Here is a 16550-nt window from a genome sequence, read left to right as displayed (position 1 = left end):
CTTGCCAGTCCTTGCCTTGCCTGACGCCGACGGCGCGCCCGTTCGACGGGGCGCGCCGCATGCCGTCACGAACGGCCGTTCGGGTCGGCCATCCTCATTCCTCGAGCAGCGCGTCGCCCGGTGCGCTCGCACGCTGCGAACGGGTCGCGAGGAAGTACGCGTAGCCGAGCGCGAGGAACGCGACGAACACCATCGCCACCAGCCCGTTGAAGTACACCATCGTCGCAAGGCAAATCAGGGCTGCAACGATCGCGAACGCCGGGAAGAACGGGTACAGCGGCGCGCGGAACGGTCGCTCCAGGTTCGGCTGCGAGCGGCGCAGTTTGAACAGCGCCGCCATGCTTACGATATACATCACGATCGCGCCGAACACCGACATCGTCACGATGTTCGCGGTGAGCGTCTGGCCGCCGAACTGGATCAGCTCGTCGCTGTAGATCGCGGCGATGCCGACCACGCCGCCCGCGAGAATCGCGCGATGCGGTGTCTTGAAGCGCGGATGCACCTTGCCGAGCCATTCCGGCAGATAACCTTCGCGGGCCAGCGCGAAGATCTGGCGCGAATAGCCGAGGATGATCCCGTGGAACGACGCGACGAGCCCGAACAGCCCGAGCCACACGAGCATGTGCATCCAGCCGCTGTTCGCGCCCACGATGTACTTCATCGCCTGCGGCAGCGGGTCGTTGATGTTCGCGAGCTTGGTCCAGTCGCCCGCGCCGCCGGCGAACACCATCACGCCGATCGCGAGCGTGACGAGCGTCAGGATGCCGGCCACGTACGCGATCGGGATCGAGCGCTTCGGGTTCTTCGCCTCCTCGGCGGCCATCGCGACGCCTTCGATCGCGAGGAAGAACCAGATCGCGAACGGGATCGCGGCGAACATGCCGTGGAATGCGCCGACGCTGAAATGATCGGCGCCCGACCAGCCGCCCTTCATGAAGTTGCTCCACGCGAAGCCCGGCGACACGACGCCCATGAACACCAGCAGCTCGAAGATCGCGAACAGCGTGACGACCAGCTCGAACGTCGCGGCGATCTGCACGCCGACGATGTTCAGCGCCATGAACACGAGATACGCGCCCATCGCCGCGTGTTTCGGTTCGAGCCCCGGAAACTGCACGTGCAGGTACGCGCCGATCGCGAGCGCGATCGCGGGCGGCGCGAACACGAACTCGACGAGCGTCGCCGCACCGGCGAGATAGCCGCCCGCCGGGCCGAACGCGCGGCGCGCATACGCGAACGGGCCGCCCGCGTGCGGGATCGACGTCGTCAGCTCGGTGAAGCTGAAGATGAAGGTGGTGTACATCGCCGCGACGAACAGCGCGGTGACGACGAAGCCCAGCGTGCCGGCGCTCGCCCAGCCGTAGCTCCAGCCGAAGTATTCGCCTGAAATCACGAGGCCGACCGCGATGCCCCACAGTTGCCAGGTCCCGAGCGTCTGCTGCAGCGCGGGCTGGCCGGACGACTTGGCGCCGGCGGCGGGCCGGCCATTCGACTCTGCTTTCATCGGATTCTCCTGAAAGGCGCCGGCCTGCGGGCCCGCGCGACTGAGAATCGATGCTAGAGAGTCATTAAACGACGTGTTATCGAAATTCGGCAAAGATGACGGCTGACGTTTCGCTGACGGCAACGGTGGGCGGTGGGCGGCTCTCCACGAGCGTCGTGCACACACCGTCCGGCCGCGCGAAGCGGCCGGACGGGCCGACGCGTCACCAGCGTTACTGACCGCCGCCGCGCTGGTTGAACCAGCGGTCGAGCAGCTTGCCGGCCGCCTCGCGGCCGCCGAGGCCGAACGACAGCGCGACCGCCACCGCGATCGCACCGAGCACGAGGCCGAATGCGAGCTGCACGATCTCGTTGGCGATGCCCATCGCGCGCAGCCCCATCGCGAACACCAGGCCGAGGATCGCGAACTGCGCGATCCGTGCGAACAGCACGCTGTGCTCGCGGTCGGCCTGCTCGATCACGCGGCGCGCGAGGCCCGCGAGCCACACGCCGATCACGAGGATCACACCGCCCGTCAGCACATGGCCGCCGAATTCGATGAACAGCGTGACGACGTCGCGCACCTGCGTGAAGCCGAGCCGGTTCGCGGCCTCCACCGACGCGAACAGCATCGCGAAGAACACGATCAGCCGCGCGACCAGCACCGACGGCTGCAGGATCCCCGAGAACACGCGCTCGACGCCGAGCACGGCCGGCAGCCCGTCGGCGCCGGCGGCTTCCAGCAGCTTCTGCGCGAGCGACGCGACGAAGCGCGCGAAATAGAACGTGACGAGCACGATCACGATCGCCGCGACGATGTCGGGCACCGCGCCGAGGAACTGGTTCAGCATGTTGGTGGCGGGAATCGAGATCGCGTCGATCTTCAGCGCGTCGAGCGCGGAAATCAGCGTCGGCACGAACACGAACACGTAGACGATGGTGCCGATCAGGCTCGACACGCGCACCGGCGTCGGGCTGTCGAGACCCTGCGTGAGGCGATCGGCGCCTGCGGCAACCAGCAGGTTCGTCACGAGGCCGCGCAGCACGCGCGCGACGACCCAGCCGACGAAGCCGATCACCGCGGCCGCGAACAGGTTCGGCACGATCGCGAGCAGCCTGTCGACCATCCCCTGCACCGGCGACAGCAGGCCGGACAGCGCGAACGACGCGAGAATCGCCGGCAGGAACATCAGGATCACGAGCCAGAACAGCACGTCGCCGAGATAGCCGCTCATCGGCTGCATGCCCGCGCTCTCGGACAGCTTTTCATCGATCTTGCTCGCCTTCAGCGCACGGTTCGCGAGGCTGCGCAAGAGCGACGCGATCAGCCACGCGATCAGCGTCAGCGCCGCGCCGCCGATCAGGTTCGGCAGGTAGTTGACGATGTGGGTGACGAGCAGCGAGAACGGATTGGACACCGCGTACAGGTTGAGCACGTTGAAGATGCCCACCGCGGTGACGAGCAGCACGAGCCAGAACAGCCCGCCGGCGATGATCCGCTCGACGCGCGCGCCCTGCCCGGTGCTTTCGTTGATCCGCTGATCGACTTTCAGCGCGTTGAGCAGCCGGAGCGCGCCGGCCCGCACCGCGACGGCGATCAGCCAGCCGATCACCAGGATGCCGATCGCGCCGGCAATCTTCGGCAGGTATCCGCCTAGCGTGGTCTGCAGCGACGTGATGAAGCTGGAAGCATCCATTTCTTCTTCTCCCGAAAAACGTGGCGTTGCGATTGAACATCGACGAACTACCTGCGTACTTCGAAAACCGTGCGTTGCCGCCCCAAGCAACTTACCCGAGAAAAATGACGCGATCACCCGATTTCACCGTCTTTAACTTTAGACATATCTCGGCGGGGACGAGACCCCATTTCGGCGAAATTAAAAAGGGGCAGATTTGGTTCGCCGACGCATCTCCGCAAGATTTATCAATCGGCGGCGTGCTACCGTGACGTCGATTCCTGCCGGGAGACGCACGCATGACCGTCGACACGAAAGCCGAAACGCCCGCGTGGGCCCGCTATGCAGCACGCATCGCGCGCGTTCACGACCACATCCGCACGCACCTCGACGACACGCTCGACCTGAACCGGCTCGCCGACATCGCGTGCCTGTCGCCGTATCACTGGCAGCGCGTCTATCGCGCGCTGTACGGCGAGTCGATCGTGCTGACGGTGCGGCGGATACGGATCGTGCGCGCATCGGAGGACCTCGTCTGCACGGCGCTGCCGCTCGACGCGATCGCCCGGCGCGCCGGCTACGGTTCGACGCACGCGTTCGCACGCGCCTTTCGGGATGCTTACGGCGTGCCGCCCGCGCAGCACCGTCGCGCCGGAGTCCACCGGCCGATCTATCCGTTACAGCGAGGAGAGGAAGACATGTTCAAGCATGAAGTCGAGATCCGGCGGCAGCCGGAATTGCGCGGTTATGCGGTGGCGCATACGGGCGCTTACCTGAAGGTCGGCGACGCGTTCGGGCAGATCGGCGCGTGGGTCGGGCAGCACGGGTTGATCGGCCCCGGCGCGAAGATGATCGGGATCTTCTACGACGATCCGGACACCACGCCCGAAGCGCAATTGCGAGCGAAAGCGTGCTTCGTGCCGGCCGACGGCGCGCCGGACGTCGAGCCGACGCCGCCGGTCGAGCGCGTCACGATCGCGGGCGGCGAGTATGCGGTGCTGCTGCATACCGGGCCGTATGCGGACCTCAAGACCGCTTACCAGTGGCTGTACGGCGACTGGCTGCGTCACTCGGGCCGCGAAGCCGCCGATGCGCCGCCGTTCGAGCTGTATCTGAATACGCCGATGGATGCGGCGCCGGCCGACCTGCGCACCGAGATTCATTTGCCGCTGCGTTGAGCGGCAGGTCCCGGGTTCGGGGGCTCGGGGCTCGGAACTCGGAACTCGGGGCTCGGAACTCGGAACTCGGAACTCGGAACTCGGAACTCGGAACTCGGAACTCGGAACTCGGAACTCGGAACTCGGAACTCGGAACTCGGAACTCGGAACTCGGAGACTCGGAGACTCGGAGACTCGGAGACTCGAAGACTCGGAAGCTCGCTCGGAGCGAGCCCGCACGCCGTGGCCCGGCGACGCCCGTTGCAGGCGCCACGCCGCCCTTGGAGATCGGCCGTCACGCCGGCATCGGGGCCGACGATCGAGCCTTACCCGGCCTGCGTGCCGCAGCCCGGACAGAAGCGCGCGTCAGCGGCCAGCGCCGCGTGGCAGCGGCTGCACGCCTTGCCCCGCTGCGCTACACCACACTGCGCGCAGAATCGCGCATCCGCCGCGTTGATGGCGCCGCAGCCCGCACAGGCGAGCTGACGCAGCGGCACGTTGCTGCCCGTGCCGCCCTGCGCGTCGGCCGACGGCTGCCAGCCCCAGCCGTGACGATCGCGGCCGCGCGCATCGTGGCCGCCATGACCTTCCCCGCCCGCTCCGCCATGATGCTCGCCGCTACCGTGGCCGCTTCCATGCCCACCGCCATGACCGCCACCGTGGCCACCCGGGATCCGTTTCAGAAAGCTCATCGCCCGCTCCTCGTCACTGCGTCCGCGCGCTGTCGAACACGCCCGTCTTCGACAGCAGCCGCAAGCCGTTGCCGACGACGATCAGGCTCGCACCCGCATCGGCGAACACGGCCATCCACATCGTGCCGAGCCCGGCGACCGTCAGGCCGAGGAACACGATCTTCACGCCGAGCGCGAAGCCGATGTTCTGCACCAGCACGCGGTGCGTCGCGCGCGACAGCCGCACGAACGCGGGAATCTTGCGCAGGTCGTCGTCCATCAGCGCGACGTCGGCCGTCTCGATCGCCGTGTCGGTGCCCATCGCGCCCATCGCGAAGCCGATGTCGGCACGCGCGAGCGCCGGTGCGTCGTTGATCCCGTCGCCAACCATCCCGACCGCGCCCGCGCCGCCCGCCGACAATTCCTCGACCGCCGCGAGCTTGTCCTCGGGCAACTGGTTGCCGCGCGCATCGTCGATGCCGGCCTGCTGTGCGATCGCCTGCGCGGTGTGCGGGTTGTCGCCGGTCAGCATCGCGGTGCGGATGCCGAGCGCGTGCAGGTCGGCGATCGCCGCACGGCTGGTGTCCTTGATCGTGTCGGCCACCGCGAAGATGCCGAGCACGCGCGTGTCGTCGACCAGCATCACGACGCTCTTGCCCTGCCGCTCGAGTGCGTCGAGCTTCGCCTCCAGCGCCGGCGAGCAGCGTTCGAGCTCCTCGACGAGCCGGTGGTTGCCGAGCCAGTAGCGCGCGCCGTCGATCGTGCCGCGCACACCGCGCCCGACGAGTGCTTCGAACTCCTCTGCGTCGACAAACGCCGCCGTCTGCGCATCACGCGCCGCCGCGGCGATCGCCTGCGACACCGGATGATCGGAGCGCGCCGCGAGGCTCGCGCCGAGATGACGCACGCGCGCCGCGTCGAGGTCCGTCGCATGCAGGTCGAAATCGGTCTGCACCGGCTTGCCGTGCGTGATCGTGCCGGTCTTGTCGAGCGCGAGCCACGCGAGCTTGCGGCCTTGTTCCAGATACACGCCGCCCTTCACGAGAATCCCGCGCCGTGCCGCGGCCGCGAGCCCCGACACGATCGTCACCGGCGTCGAAATCACCAGCGCGCACGGGCACGCGATCACGAGCAGCACCAGCGCGCGATAGATCCAGTCGTGCCACGCGCCGCCCACGACGAGCGGCGGCGCCACGGCGACGAGCAGCGCGACCGCGAACACGATCGGCGTATAGACACGCGCGAACCGGTCGACGAAGCGCTGCGTCGGCGCCTTCGCGCCCTGCGCTTCCTCGACCGCGTGGATGATCCGCGCGAGCGTCGAGTTGGCGGCAACCGCCGTCACGCGATAGTCGAACGAACCCGCTTCGTTGATCGTGCCCGCGTACACCGCATCGCCCGCCGTCTTGTCGACCGGCAGGCTCTCGCCGGTGATCGGCGCCTGGTTCACCGTCGAGCGGCCCGCGACCACTTCGCCGTCCAGCCCGATCCGCTCGCCCGGCTTTACGCGCACGATCGCGCCGAGCGCGACCTGCGCGGCCTCGATCGTGCGCCACGTGCCGTCGACGTCCTGCACGGTCGCGGTGTCCGGTGCGAGCTGCATCAGGCCCTGGATCGCATTGCGCGCGCGATCGAGCGACTTCGCCTCGATCAGCTCGGCGATCGTGAACAGCACCATCACCATCGCGGCTTCCGGCCACTGGCCGATCGCCATCGCGCCCGTCACCGCGATGCTCATCAGCGCGTTGATGTTCAGGTTGCCGTTGCGAATCGCGATCCAGCCTTTCTTGTAGGTGGTCAGCCCGCACGTGAGCACGGCCGCGAGCGCCAGCACCGCCGACAGCCACACCGGCAGGCCGGCCCAGCTCACGGCCTCGGACGCGATCGCGGCGACGCCGGCGACCGCGAGCGGCCACCACGGCTTCGCGGGCGGCGGCGCGACCGGCGTTGCCGGCGCGTCGGCCGACGCGGCCTCCGGCGTCATCCCGAGCGTACGGATCGCGCTTTCGATCGCAGGCTGCGCACCGGCCACGTGGTCGACGGTCAGCATTCGCTGCATCAGGTTGAATTCGAGCGCCGACACCTGCTGCATTCCGCCGAGCTTCTTGCGGATCAGCGTTTCCTCGGTCGGGCAGTCCATCTGCATGATCCGGAACGCGGAGCGCACGTGACCCGACGCGGTCGCGCGCGCGGCCGGCAACGGTGCGAGCGTCAGCGCGGCCGGCGCGCAGCAGGCGCCGGCCGCGTGGTCGTGGTCGTGGTCGTGGTCGTGATCGTGGTCGTGATCGTGATCGTGATCGTGATCGTGATCAGCATGGTCATGCGCGGCATGGTCGTGTGCCGCGTGGTCGTGCGAGCACGCCGCGCCGTGCCCGTGCCCGTGCCCGCGCCCGTGCCCGTCGTCGTGCGCGTGGCCGTGCGCATCGCCATGCCCGTCGCCGTGCGCGTGGCCGGCACGGTCACCGTGGTCGTGCCCGGCGAGGTTCGCAGATGCCTGATCGTGGTCATGGTCGTGGCCGCATCCGCGCGACTGCCCGTCGCGCGCCGCCGCGTCGCCGTGCGCGTGCTCGCCGGCCGCCGACGCCGCGTCGCCAACGGTCGCCGCCTGCGGGTCGCGCGCATCGGCGCAGCAGGTCTCGGCGCCGCCGGCATGACGGTGTCGTGGGTCGTGGGTACGCTGCGCGTCGGTCATGACAACCTCCTCTATGGCTTGACGGAGTACAGTTAACACCCTGAAGCCACTACAAGGTCAACCCTTGCAAAGGAGAAAGCCATGAAGATCGGCGAACTGGCCAAGGCGGCCCGCTGCACACCCGAGACGATCCGCTTCTACGAGAAGGAGGGGCTGATGCCGGATGCGGAGCGCACCGATTCGAACTACCGCAACTACACCGACGTGCACGTCGAGCGGCTGCGCTTCATCCGCAACTGCCGCGCGCTCGACATGGCGCACGACGAAATCCGCGCGCTGCTGCAGCTCACCGACGCGCCGGCCGACCCGTGCGATTCGATCAACGCGCTGCTCGACGAACACATCGGCCACGTCGATGCGCGCCTTGCGGAACTGACGCATCTGCGCGACCAGCTCACCGAATTGCGCCGCCAGTGTGTCGGCGAACATTCGGTCGAGGACTGTGGAATCGTGCACGGTCTCGCGACGATGGAAACCGTCGCGCCGGCCGCAAAGCGCTCGCACCTCGGCTGAAACCCTTGTGGAATATGATAGTCTAGTTGATACTAGTTATATTCTTACTAGACATAACAGAACTATTCATGTCGACAAGCCGCCCGTCTCCGCTCGCACTCGCGGTCCTCGCGACGCTCACCGAAACGCCGATGCATCCGTACGGAATGCTGCAGCAGCTGAAGGCGCGCGGCTACGACGAAGTCGTCAACGTGCGGCAGCGCACGAGCCTCTACCAGACGATCGACCGGCTGCTGCGCGACGGGTTGATCGCCGTGCACGACACCGAGCGCGACGGCGCGTTTCCCGAGCGCACGCTATACACGCTGACCGAAGCCGGACATACGGCCGGCCAGGCATGGCTGCATGCGCTGCTCGCCGAGCCCGCGCGGGAGTTTCCGGCATTCGGCGCCGGCCTCGCGTTCCTGCCGCTGCTCGATGCCGACGATGCCCGCCGGCAACTCGAGCGCCGCATCGCCGCACTCGAAGCCGAACGCGATCGTCTCGAGTCGCTGCGCAACGCCGCGCAGAACGACCAGGTGCCGCGCCTGTTCCTGCTGCACAACGAGCATGCGCTCGTGCTGCTGAACGCGGAGCTCGACTGGGCGCGCAGCGTCGTCGAACACCTGAAGATCGGCGCGCTGCGCTGGGTCGACGGCTGACGCGCAGCCATCGGCGCGCGCCGCTCAAAGCACCTTGCCGGGATTGAGCACGCCGGCGGGATCGAGCGCGGCCTTCAGGCGCCGCATCAGGCCGATTTCGGCTTCGCTGCGCGTGTGCGCGAGATAGGCACGCTTGAGCATGCCGATGCCGTGCTCCGCCGACACCGAGCCGCCCATGTCCCGGACGACCGTGTAGACGCAGCGATCGATCGCATCGGCGTTCGCGTCGCGCATGCCGTCGAGCGATACGCCGACATGCACGTTACCGTCGCCGACGTGGCCGAAGCACAGGCACACGATGTCGGGCCAGGCCGCGCGCAATGCCGCTTCGCAGCGCTCGGCGAACAGGCCGAGTTCGCCCGTCGGCAGGCTCACGTCGAAGTTCACCAGATGCGGCAGCGCATCGATTGCGAGGCCCTCGCGCAGCGTCCACAAGTCGCGCGCCTGCCGCTCCGACGTCGCCAGCGCCGCATCGTCCACGAGCCCCGCGTCGATCGCATCAGCCAGGCCGTTTTCCAGCGCCGCGCGCGCATCGCCGCCCGGTGCGCTCGTCGCGCACTCGATCAGCACCGCGAAGCCGCCGTCGCCCGCGAACGGCGCGACGACGCCGGGCGTATGACGCGCCACGTAGTCGTAGAAGGCCGGCCACATCGCTTCGAAACTGACGAGCTCGGGCAGTGCGCGCAGACGGTTCCACAACCCGACCACGGCATCGTAGCCGCGCACGCGACAGAGCGCGGTGGCCGGCGCGGCCAGCTTCGGATGCAGCCGCAGCACGGCACGCGTGACGATGCCGAGCGTGCCTTCGCTGCCGATGAACAGCTGCTTCAGGTCGTAGCCCGCGTTGTTCTTCAGCATCCGGTTCATCGACGACACGACGGTGCCGTCGGCGAGCACGGCTTCCAGGCCGAGCACCTGCTCGCGCATCATGCCGTAGCGGATCGCGCGCGTGCCGCCCGCGTTGGTCGCGAGCATGCCGCCGATCTGGCACGAACCGCGTGCGCCGAGATCGACGCCGAACGTGAAGCCCGCCGCGTCCGCGGCCTCCTGCACCGTCTGCAGCGGCGTCCCGGCGCGCACCGTCATCGTGCCCGCCGCCGCGTCGATCGACTCGACGCCCGCGAAACGCTCCATCGACAGCACGATCTCGCCGCCCAGCGCGACCGCGCCGCGCGCGAGCCCGGTGAGGCCGCCCTGCGGCACGACCGGCTGCCCGAGCCGCGTGCACAGCGCGAGCGTGCGCGACACGTCGTCGACGCTGCGCGGCCGCACCAGCGCACGCGGCCGCACGCCGGCCGACTCGTTGTACGCGGTGAAGTAGCGCGGATCGATCTCGGCCGCCCGCGTGACCAGCGTGTCGCCCAGCGCGGCGACGAGCGCCGCCTCGAGCGCGTCGTCCGCCGGCGCGGCTACATCGTGGCCGCCACGCGCGGCGGCCGTTCCCAGGCTCTGCATCGTGCGCGTCCGCTTACTTGGTGGAGATGTCGATGTCGCCGAAGTACTTCTGGCCGAGCGACTTCACCGTGCCGTCCGCCTTCAGCTTGTCGATCGCCGCATCGAGCTTCCCCTTCAGCGCGTCGTCGCCCTTGCGCAGGCCGAACGCGATCCCGCTGCCGAGAATCCGGTCGTCGCGCACCGGCTGGCCGACGAACGCGAAGCCCTTGCCGTCCGGGCGCGACAGGAAGCCGCGTTGGCCGGCCGGCGCGAGCACCAGCGTCGCGTCCAGACGGCCCGACACGAGGTCGGTATACACCTGGTTCTGGTCCTGGTACGCGACGACCGACACGCCGGCCGGCTCCCAGTGCGCCTTCGCGTAGGTTTCCTGAATGGACGCCTGGAGCACGCCGACGCGCTTGCCCTTCAGCGCTTCCGGCGTCGGCAGCAGGCCGCTGCCGGTGCGCGCGATCAGCTGCGTCGGCACGCGGTAGATGATCGTCGTGAAGTCGATCGCCTGGCGCCGCTGCTCGGTCGCGTTCATCGCCGAGTTGATCGCGTCGAACTTGCGGCCCTGCAGCGCGGGAATGAGCCCGTCGAACGACGTCTCGACCCACTTGCACGACAGCTTCGCGGTCTGGCAGACGGCATTGCCGACGTCGATGTCGAAGCCCTGCAGGTCGCCGTTCGGCGCCTTCGACTCGAACGGCGGGTATTGCGCCTCGAGGCCGAAACGCAGCGTTTGCCCGTCGGCCGATGCCGCGCCGGAGCCGAGCGCGCACGCGAATGCGAACGCGAGTTTGAGGGTGTGTGCATGCTTCATCGTGATCTCCTGGCTGGCCGGTCGGCGCCGCGCTTCGGCACGTGCGCCGGTCCCGTCCGTGACTTTCGGTGCGACGTACACGTCGCCTGCTTGGGTGCGGGCCGCGCCCGCGATTACAGCGAACGCAACCGCCGCGCGCCCTCGATCAGCGTCGCGTCGTCCTTCGAGAAACTGAGGCGGATCACGCCCGCGTCGGTGCCGTCGGTGTAGAACGCCGACAGCGGAATCGTCGCGACGCGCGCATCGCGGATCAGGCGCAGCACGAAGTCGCTGTCGCGCTCGTCCGAGAAGTGGCGGAACCGCGCGAGCATGAAGAACGAGCCTTCGCTCGGCAGCAGCTCGAAGCGCGACCCGGCCAGCTCGCGCGCCAGCAGGTCGCGCTTGGCCTGGTAGAACGCCGCCAGGCCGAGATAGCTTTCCGGCCGCGCGAGGATCTCCGCGAACGCGACCTGCATCGGCGTATCGGCCGAAAACACCATGAACTGGTGCACCTTGCGGATCTCGTCCATCAGTTCGGCCGGCGCGACGCAATGGCCGACGCGCCAGCCCGTCACGTTGAACGACTTGCCGAACGACGACACGATCACGCTGCGCTCGGCCAGCTCGCGGTGACGCGCGACGCTCTGGTGCTGCGCACCGTCGAACACGACATGCTCGTAGACCTCGTCCGACAGCACCACGATGCCGGTATCGCGCGTGAGCTGCGCGAGCCGTTCGAGATCGTCGGCGGAGAACACGGTCGCGGTCGGGTTGTGCGGCGTATTGACGACGATCATCCGCGTGCGCGGCGTGATCGCGGCGGCCACTTCGTCCCAGTTCACGCGGAAATGTTCGGGCGACAGCTTGATCGCGACCGGCGTCGCGCCCTGCATCCGCACGATCGGCGCATAGCTGTCGAACGACGGCTCGAAATAGATCACTTCGTCGCCCGGATGCACGAGCGCGCTGATCGCCGCGTAGAGCCCTTCGCTCGCGCTCGCGATCACCGTGATCTCGGTGCCCGGGTCGTAGCGCGAGCCGTACAGCGCCTCGGTCTTCTCCGCGAGCCGTTCGCGCAGCGACGCGAGGCCGGCCATCGGCGCGTACTGGTTGTGGCCGTCGCGCATCGCGCGCGCGACGCCGTCGACGAGCGCCGGATCCGGCGCGAAATTCGGCGCGCCCTGCGACAGGTTCAGCGCATCGTGCTGTGCGGCAAGCTGGCCGATCACCGTGAAGATCGTCGTCCCGACGTCCGGCAGTTTCGAACGGGGCCTGGTGGCGCTTCGCATGAGTTCTCCTTCTGATGTCCTTCGGGCCGGCCCGTGCGATGCGCGCGGCCGGTCTCATCGGGAATGATTTAGCCCGAGCCAATATCGGCGGACAACCGAAAGTTCGTCATGGCGGCCATGCATTTTTCTCATGAGCGGCGATACACAAGGCTCTACGCCAAGGCCGAGTGAACGGCAATGCATGCGAATCCGGCATTTCCCCTGGACGCTCGCGGCCACGCCGCGCGGTCACGCGCCCGCGGCTGCCAGATAGGCGCTCAGCACGGCCCGCAACTCGCCGCGCAACGCGTCGAGGTCCAGTGCCGGCCCGAGCGTGAGCAGCGCCTGGGACACGCCGCCGTAGCAGACCGCATGCGCCATCCGGGCGATCCCGTCGAGCCGCGCGGCCGGCGGCGGATCGTCGGCTTGCGCGAGCGCGTCGCGCCACAGCGCGACATAGGCGTCGTAATGCCGCCGGTACGCGGCGAGCGGCGACACCTGCCGCTCCAGCGCGAAGAACGCGCTCCACAACGCGGCGTCGGCGCCGATCGCGTCGACCTGCAGGTCGGCGAGCGCGGCCGCGAGCTCGGCGCGCGGTGCGCCGCGCAGCCCGTGCGCCGCATCGCGCAGCCGGTCGGCCAGCGCCAGCACGCGCCGGTGGATGCACAGCGCGGCGAGGCTCTGCTTGTCGCCGAAGTATTCGTAGAAGGTGCCGACGCTCACGCCCGCGACGGCCGCGATCTCGCGAATCGTCGCCTTCCCGTAGCCGCGCTCGAGCAAAAGCTGAACGAAGGCCTGCTGCAGCGCGTCGGACGTGGCCTGCGCGCGCGACTGGCGCGGCCGGCGACGCAGCGCGGGCGCGGGTTGCGCCGCCGGCTGGCCGGGCGGCGCCGGAACCTGAACATGTCGCGGCGGCATATTTGCTACTCTGAAATTCAGCGGAAACGCGTTTGACCGGCAGACCGCGACGCACGAGACCGGAGACAGCCCGATGACCGAATCGACCCAAGACGTCACGAACCAGTTCGACGAACTGGTCGACTATAACCTCTTCGCCACCGACGTCGCGCTGCGCGACGCACTCGCCCGCGCGGGCGCCGACTGGGCCGTGCCGCGGCTCGACGCGTACGGCGCGCGGCTCGGCAGCGCCGACACCGCACAGCTCGCCGACGAAGCGAACCGCCACGCGCCGGAACTGAACGCGTTCGACCGGCGCGGCCGGCGCATCGACCGCGTCGACTTCCATCCGGCCTGGCACACGCTGCTCGGCATGTACCGCAACGAAGGCTTCGTGTCGCTCGCATTCCGCGACACGCGCCCCGGCCGCTGGGCCGCGACCGCGGCTGGCTTCTACCTGCACGGCCAGATCGAGGCCGGCACGCTGTGCCCGGCGACGATGACGCAGGCCGCGATTCCGGTGCTGCAGAAGGAGCCGGCGCTGTGGGGCCTGCTGCGCGACAAGCTGTACAGCGACGACTACGATCCGCGCGACGTGCCGGTCGCCGACAAGCGCGCGATCTGGTTCGGCATGGGGATGACCGAGAAACAGGGCGGCTCCGACGTGCGCGCGAACACGACGCTGGCGACCCCGGTCGGCGCGGGCGGGCGCGGCGGCGAATACCGGCTGCGCGGCCACAAGTGGTTCTTCTCCGCGCCGATGTGCGACGCGCACCTGGTCGTCGCGCGCACCGAAGCGGGCAGCCCGTCGTGCTTCTACGTGCCGCGCTGGCGGCCCGACGGCACGAAGAACGCGGTCGAGATCCAGCGGCTGAAGAACAAGATCGGCAACCGCAGCAACTCGAGCAGCGAGATCGAGCTGAACGACGCATGGGGAATCATGCTCGGCGACGAAGGCCGCGGCATTCCGACCATCATCGAGATGGCCACCTACACGCGGCTGAGCTGCGTGCTCGGCAGCGCGGCGATGCTGCGCCAGGGCGTCGTGCAGGCGATCGCGTACACGCGGCGGCGCCACGCGTTCGGCCGCGCGCTCGCCGAGCAGCCGCTGATGCGCACCGTGCTCGCCGATCTCGCGCTCGAAAGCGAGGCCGCGCTCGTGCTCGCGATGCGCCTGGCCGACGCATTCGAGCGCGACGACGCGCCGCGCGAACGCGCGTGGAAGCGGATCGTCACGCCCGCCGCGAAATTCTGGGTCTGCAAGCGCGCGGTCGAGCTGACCGGCGAGGTGATGGAAGTGTTCGGCGGCAACGGCTACGTCGACGACGGCCCGATCGCGCGCCTGTTCCGCGAAGCGCCGGTCAACTCGATCTGGGAAGGCTCCGGCAACGTGATGTGCCTCGACGTGCTGCGCGCGGTGTCGCGCGAGCCCGACGCGGCCGCGGCGCTGCTCGCCGAACTGGCCGACCTCGGCGCGGGCGAACCGCGCATCCGCGCGGCGCTCGATACGCTGCGCGCGATGCTCGCGGCGCCGGCCGACACGCTCGAGGCGTCGGCGCGAGTGGTCGCGCAACGGCTCGCGCTGGTCGCGCAGGCGTGCCTGCTGCGGCGCGATGCGCCCGCGTTCGTCGCCGACGCATTCGTCGCCACCCGGCTCGCCGCGCCCGACTGGGGCCGCATCGCGGGCGGCTTCGACCCGCACGCGTTCGACGTCGGCGCGCTGCTGCAGCGCGCGTACCCGGCCTGACGCGCCCGCTCGTCCTCCTCGCGTGGAGCCATGATGAACCTCGTCGCCGCCCTCGACCGCGCCGCCCGTGCGACGCCCGACAAGCCGTTCCTGATCCACGACGACACGGCGATCACGTACGCCGCCGCGCGCGAGCGCTCGCATCGCGCGGCGGCCGTGCTGAGCGCACTCGGCGTCGCGGCCGGCGACCGCGTCGCCGCGATGTGCCTGAACACGCCCGCGTTCGTCGACCTGATGTTCGGCGCGTGGCGACTCGGCGCCGCGTTCGTGCCGATCAATCACAAGCTGCAGGCGCCGGAAGTCGACTACGTGCTCGAGCACAGCGGCAGCAAGGTGCTCCTGTTCGACGCGGCGCTCGCGCCGGTGCTGGCGCGCGTGATCCATCCGGTGCGGCGGCTCGTCACCGAAGGCGACGCCGCCGGCACGCCGAACTTCGACGCGATGCGCGCGGCGATGGACGGCGTCGCGGGCATCGAGCCGGCCGACGGCGAGGTCGCGCAGATTCTCTACACGTCCGGCACGACCGGCCGCCCGAAAGGCTGCGTGCACAGCCATCGCGCCGTGACGCTCGCGGCCATGCAGGCGGCGCTCGCGACCGGCATCGGCCGCAACGAACGCACGCTGATGGCGATGCCGATCTGGCATTCGTCGCCGCTGAACAACTGGTTCGGCGGCACGCTGTACGCAGGCGGCACCGTCGTGCTGCTGCGCGAATACCATCCGCTGCGCTTCCTGCAGGCCGTCGAGCGCGAACGCGTGACGCTATATTTCGGCGCGCCGGTGTCGTATACGCTGCCGCTCGACACGATCGAGCGCTTCGCGGCGTTCGACCTGTCGAGCGTGCGCGCATGGCTGTACGGCGGCGGCCCGATCGGCGCCGCGCAGGCCGAACGGCTCGCGCATGCGTATCGCAGCCACGCGTTCTTCCAGGTGTACGGAATGACGGAAACGGGCCCGGCCGGCACCACGCTGTATCCGGACGAGCAGATCGCGAAGGCCGGCTCGATCGGCCGCCAGGGCGGCCCCGGCGTCGACCTGCGGGTCGTGCGGAGCAATGGCGCCGACGCGCTGCCGGGCGACACCGGCGAGATCTGGCTGAAGGCCGACAGCATGATGCTCGGCTATCTCGACGACCCGGCCGCGACGCGCGCCGCGTTCGCGCCGGACGGCTGGTATCGCACCGGCGACATCGCGCGAATCGATCAGGATGGCTACCTGTTCATCGTCGACCGGCTGAAGGACATGATCGTGACGGGTGGCGAGAACGTCTATTCGAAAGAAGTGGAGGACGTGCTCGACGCGCATCCGGACATCGCGGAAGCGGCCGTCGTCGGTGTCCCGCATCCGGACTGGGGCGAGACGGTCGTCGCGCACGTCGTGCCGCGCGCGGGCGCCGCGCCCGATGCGGATGCGCTGCGCGCGTTCTGCGGCGAGCGGCTCGCCGCGTACAAGATTCCGCGCGAATTCGTGTTCGCGGAAACGCTGCCGCGCACGCCGACCGGCAAGCTGCAGAAGTTCCTGCTGCGCACGCGGCGCGAGCGCGAGTAACGCCGAAGCCAAAGAAAAA

General features: G+C 69.2%; 15 protein-coding genes. 7 read left to right on the top strand and 8 right to left on the bottom strand.

Translation table 11 applies throughout. The annotated features are described in order from the left end of the window. Nucleotides 1–94 precede the first annotated feature (94 nt). Together eat and NQV17_RS32895 are read right to left on the bottom strand one after the other, a co-directional pair. Nucleotides 95–1507 carry an ethanolamine permease gene (gene eat, locus NQV17_RS32900; RefSeq protein ID WP_257775458.1) on the bottom strand — a complete coding sequence of 471 codons (1413 nt, stop codon included), beginning with the start codon at nt 1505–1507 and terminating at the stop codon, nt 95–97. A 211-nt stretch (nt 1508–1718) separates the two neighbouring features. After that, nucleotides 1719–3182 carry a mechanosensitive ion channel gene (locus NQV17_RS32895; protein WP_257775457.1) on the bottom strand — a complete coding sequence of 488 codons (1464 nt, stop codon included), beginning with the start codon at nt 3180–3182 and terminating at the stop codon, nt 1719–1721. Between the two features lie 32 nt (nt 3183–3214). Between NQV17_RS32895 and NQV17_RS32890 the strand changes: the two genes are divergently transcribed. Together NQV17_RS32890 and NQV17_RS32885 are read left to right on the top strand one after the other, a co-directional pair. Next, nucleotides 3215–3433: a hypothetical protein gene (locus tag NQV17_RS32890; RefSeq protein ID WP_257775456.1), complete on the top strand. Its 219-nt coding sequence runs from the start codon at nt 3215–3217 to the stop codon at nt 3431–3433. A gap of 27 nt (nt 3434–3460) precedes the next feature. Beyond that, nucleotides 3461–4339: a GyrI-like domain-containing protein gene (locus NQV17_RS32885; RefSeq protein WP_257775455.1), complete on the top strand. Its 879-nt coding sequence runs from the start codon at nt 3461–3463 to the stop codon at nt 4337–4339. 305 nt (nt 4340–4644) lie between these two features. On the opposite strand, the gene NQV17_RS32880 is transcribed toward NQV17_RS32885, so the two are convergent. Beyond that, entirely contained in the window at nt 4645–5010 is a 366-nt protein-coding gene (locus NQV17_RS32880; RefSeq protein ID WP_257775454.1) for a zinc ribbon domain-containing protein, read from the bottom strand. A gap of 13 nt (nt 5011–5023) precedes the next feature. After that, complete coding sequence (locus tag NQV17_RS32875) at nt 5024–7129, bottom strand: heavy metal translocating P-type ATPase (protein ID WP_257775453.1); 2106 nt, start codon at nt 7127–7129, stop codon at nt 5024–5026. Between the two features lie 27 nt (nt 7130–7156). Between NQV17_RS32875 and NQV17_RS32870 the strand changes: the two genes are divergently transcribed. From NQV17_RS32870 to NQV17_RS32860, 3 genes are all read left to right on the top strand, one after another. Further along, nucleotides 7157–7717 carry a hypothetical protein gene (locus NQV17_RS32870; RefSeq protein WP_257775452.1) on the top strand — a complete coding sequence of 187 codons (561 nt, stop codon included), beginning with the start codon at nt 7157–7159 and terminating at the stop codon, nt 7715–7717. Between the two features lie 45 nt (nt 7718–7762). Beyond that, on the top strand, nt 7763–8194 hold the full coding sequence (gene cadR, locus NQV17_RS32865) for a Cd(II)/Pb(II)-responsive transcriptional regulator (protein ID WP_257775451.1): 432 nt from the start codon (nt 7763–7765) through the stop codon (nt 8192–8194). Nucleotides 8195–8262: 68 nt separating this feature from the next. Further along, entirely contained in the window at nt 8263–8835 is a 573-nt protein-coding gene (locus NQV17_RS32860) for a PadR family transcriptional regulator (protein ID WP_257775450.1), read from the top strand. Nucleotides 8836–8859: 24 nt separating this feature from the next. Here NQV17_RS32860 and NQV17_RS32855 read toward each other — a convergent pair whose 3' ends face one another. The 4 genes from NQV17_RS32855 to NQV17_RS32840 all read right to left on the bottom strand — a co-directional run bounded on the left by NQV17_RS32855 (nt 8860) and on the right by NQV17_RS32840 (nt 13257). Beyond that, on the bottom strand, nt 8860–10290 hold the full coding sequence (locus NQV17_RS32855; protein WP_257775449.1) for an FAD-binding oxidoreductase: 1431 nt from the start codon (nt 10288–10290) through the stop codon (nt 8860–8862). A 13-nt stretch (nt 10291–10303) separates the two neighbouring features. Beyond that, nucleotides 10304–11092 (bottom strand): ABC transporter substrate-binding protein, encoded by a 789-nt coding sequence (locus tag NQV17_RS32850; RefSeq protein WP_257775448.1) that lies wholly within the window; start codon nt 11090–11092, stop codon nt 10304–10306. A 113-nt stretch (nt 11093–11205) separates the two neighbouring features. Further along, nucleotides 11206–12360, bottom strand: a complete 1155-nt coding sequence (locus NQV17_RS32845) for a pyridoxal phosphate-dependent aminotransferase (protein ID WP_257775447.1) — start codon at nt 12358–12360, stop codon at nt 11206–11208. A gap of 228 nt (nt 12361–12588) precedes the next feature. Further along, complete coding sequence (locus tag NQV17_RS32840; protein ID WP_257775446.1) at nt 12589–13257, bottom strand: TetR/AcrR family transcriptional regulator; 669 nt, start codon at nt 13255–13257, stop codon at nt 12589–12591. Nucleotides 13258–13330: 73 nt separating this feature from the next. Here NQV17_RS32840 and NQV17_RS32835 point away from each other — a divergent pair, with 73 nt between their 5' ends. After that, the gene (locus NQV17_RS32835) at nt 13331–14983 is read left to right on the top strand and encodes an acyl-CoA dehydrogenase family protein (protein ID WP_257775445.1); all 1653 of its coding nucleotides are present in this window, start codon (nt 13331–13333) and stop codon (nt 14981–14983) included. Nucleotides 14984–15016: 33 nt separating this feature from the next. Further along, the gene (locus tag NQV17_RS32830; protein ID WP_257775486.1) at nt 15017–16531 is read left to right on the top strand and encodes a class I adenylate-forming enzyme family protein; all 1515 of its coding nucleotides are present in this window, start codon (nt 15017–15019) and stop codon (nt 16529–16531) included. Nucleotides 16532–16550 lie beyond the last annotated feature (19 nt).

It is taken from the genome of Burkholderia sp. SCN-KJ, assembly GCF_024656005.1.
GTDB lineage: Bacteria > Pseudomonadota > Gammaproteobacteria > Burkholderiales > Burkholderiaceae > Burkholderia.
This window is presented reverse-complemented; position numbering and strand designations above follow the sequence as displayed.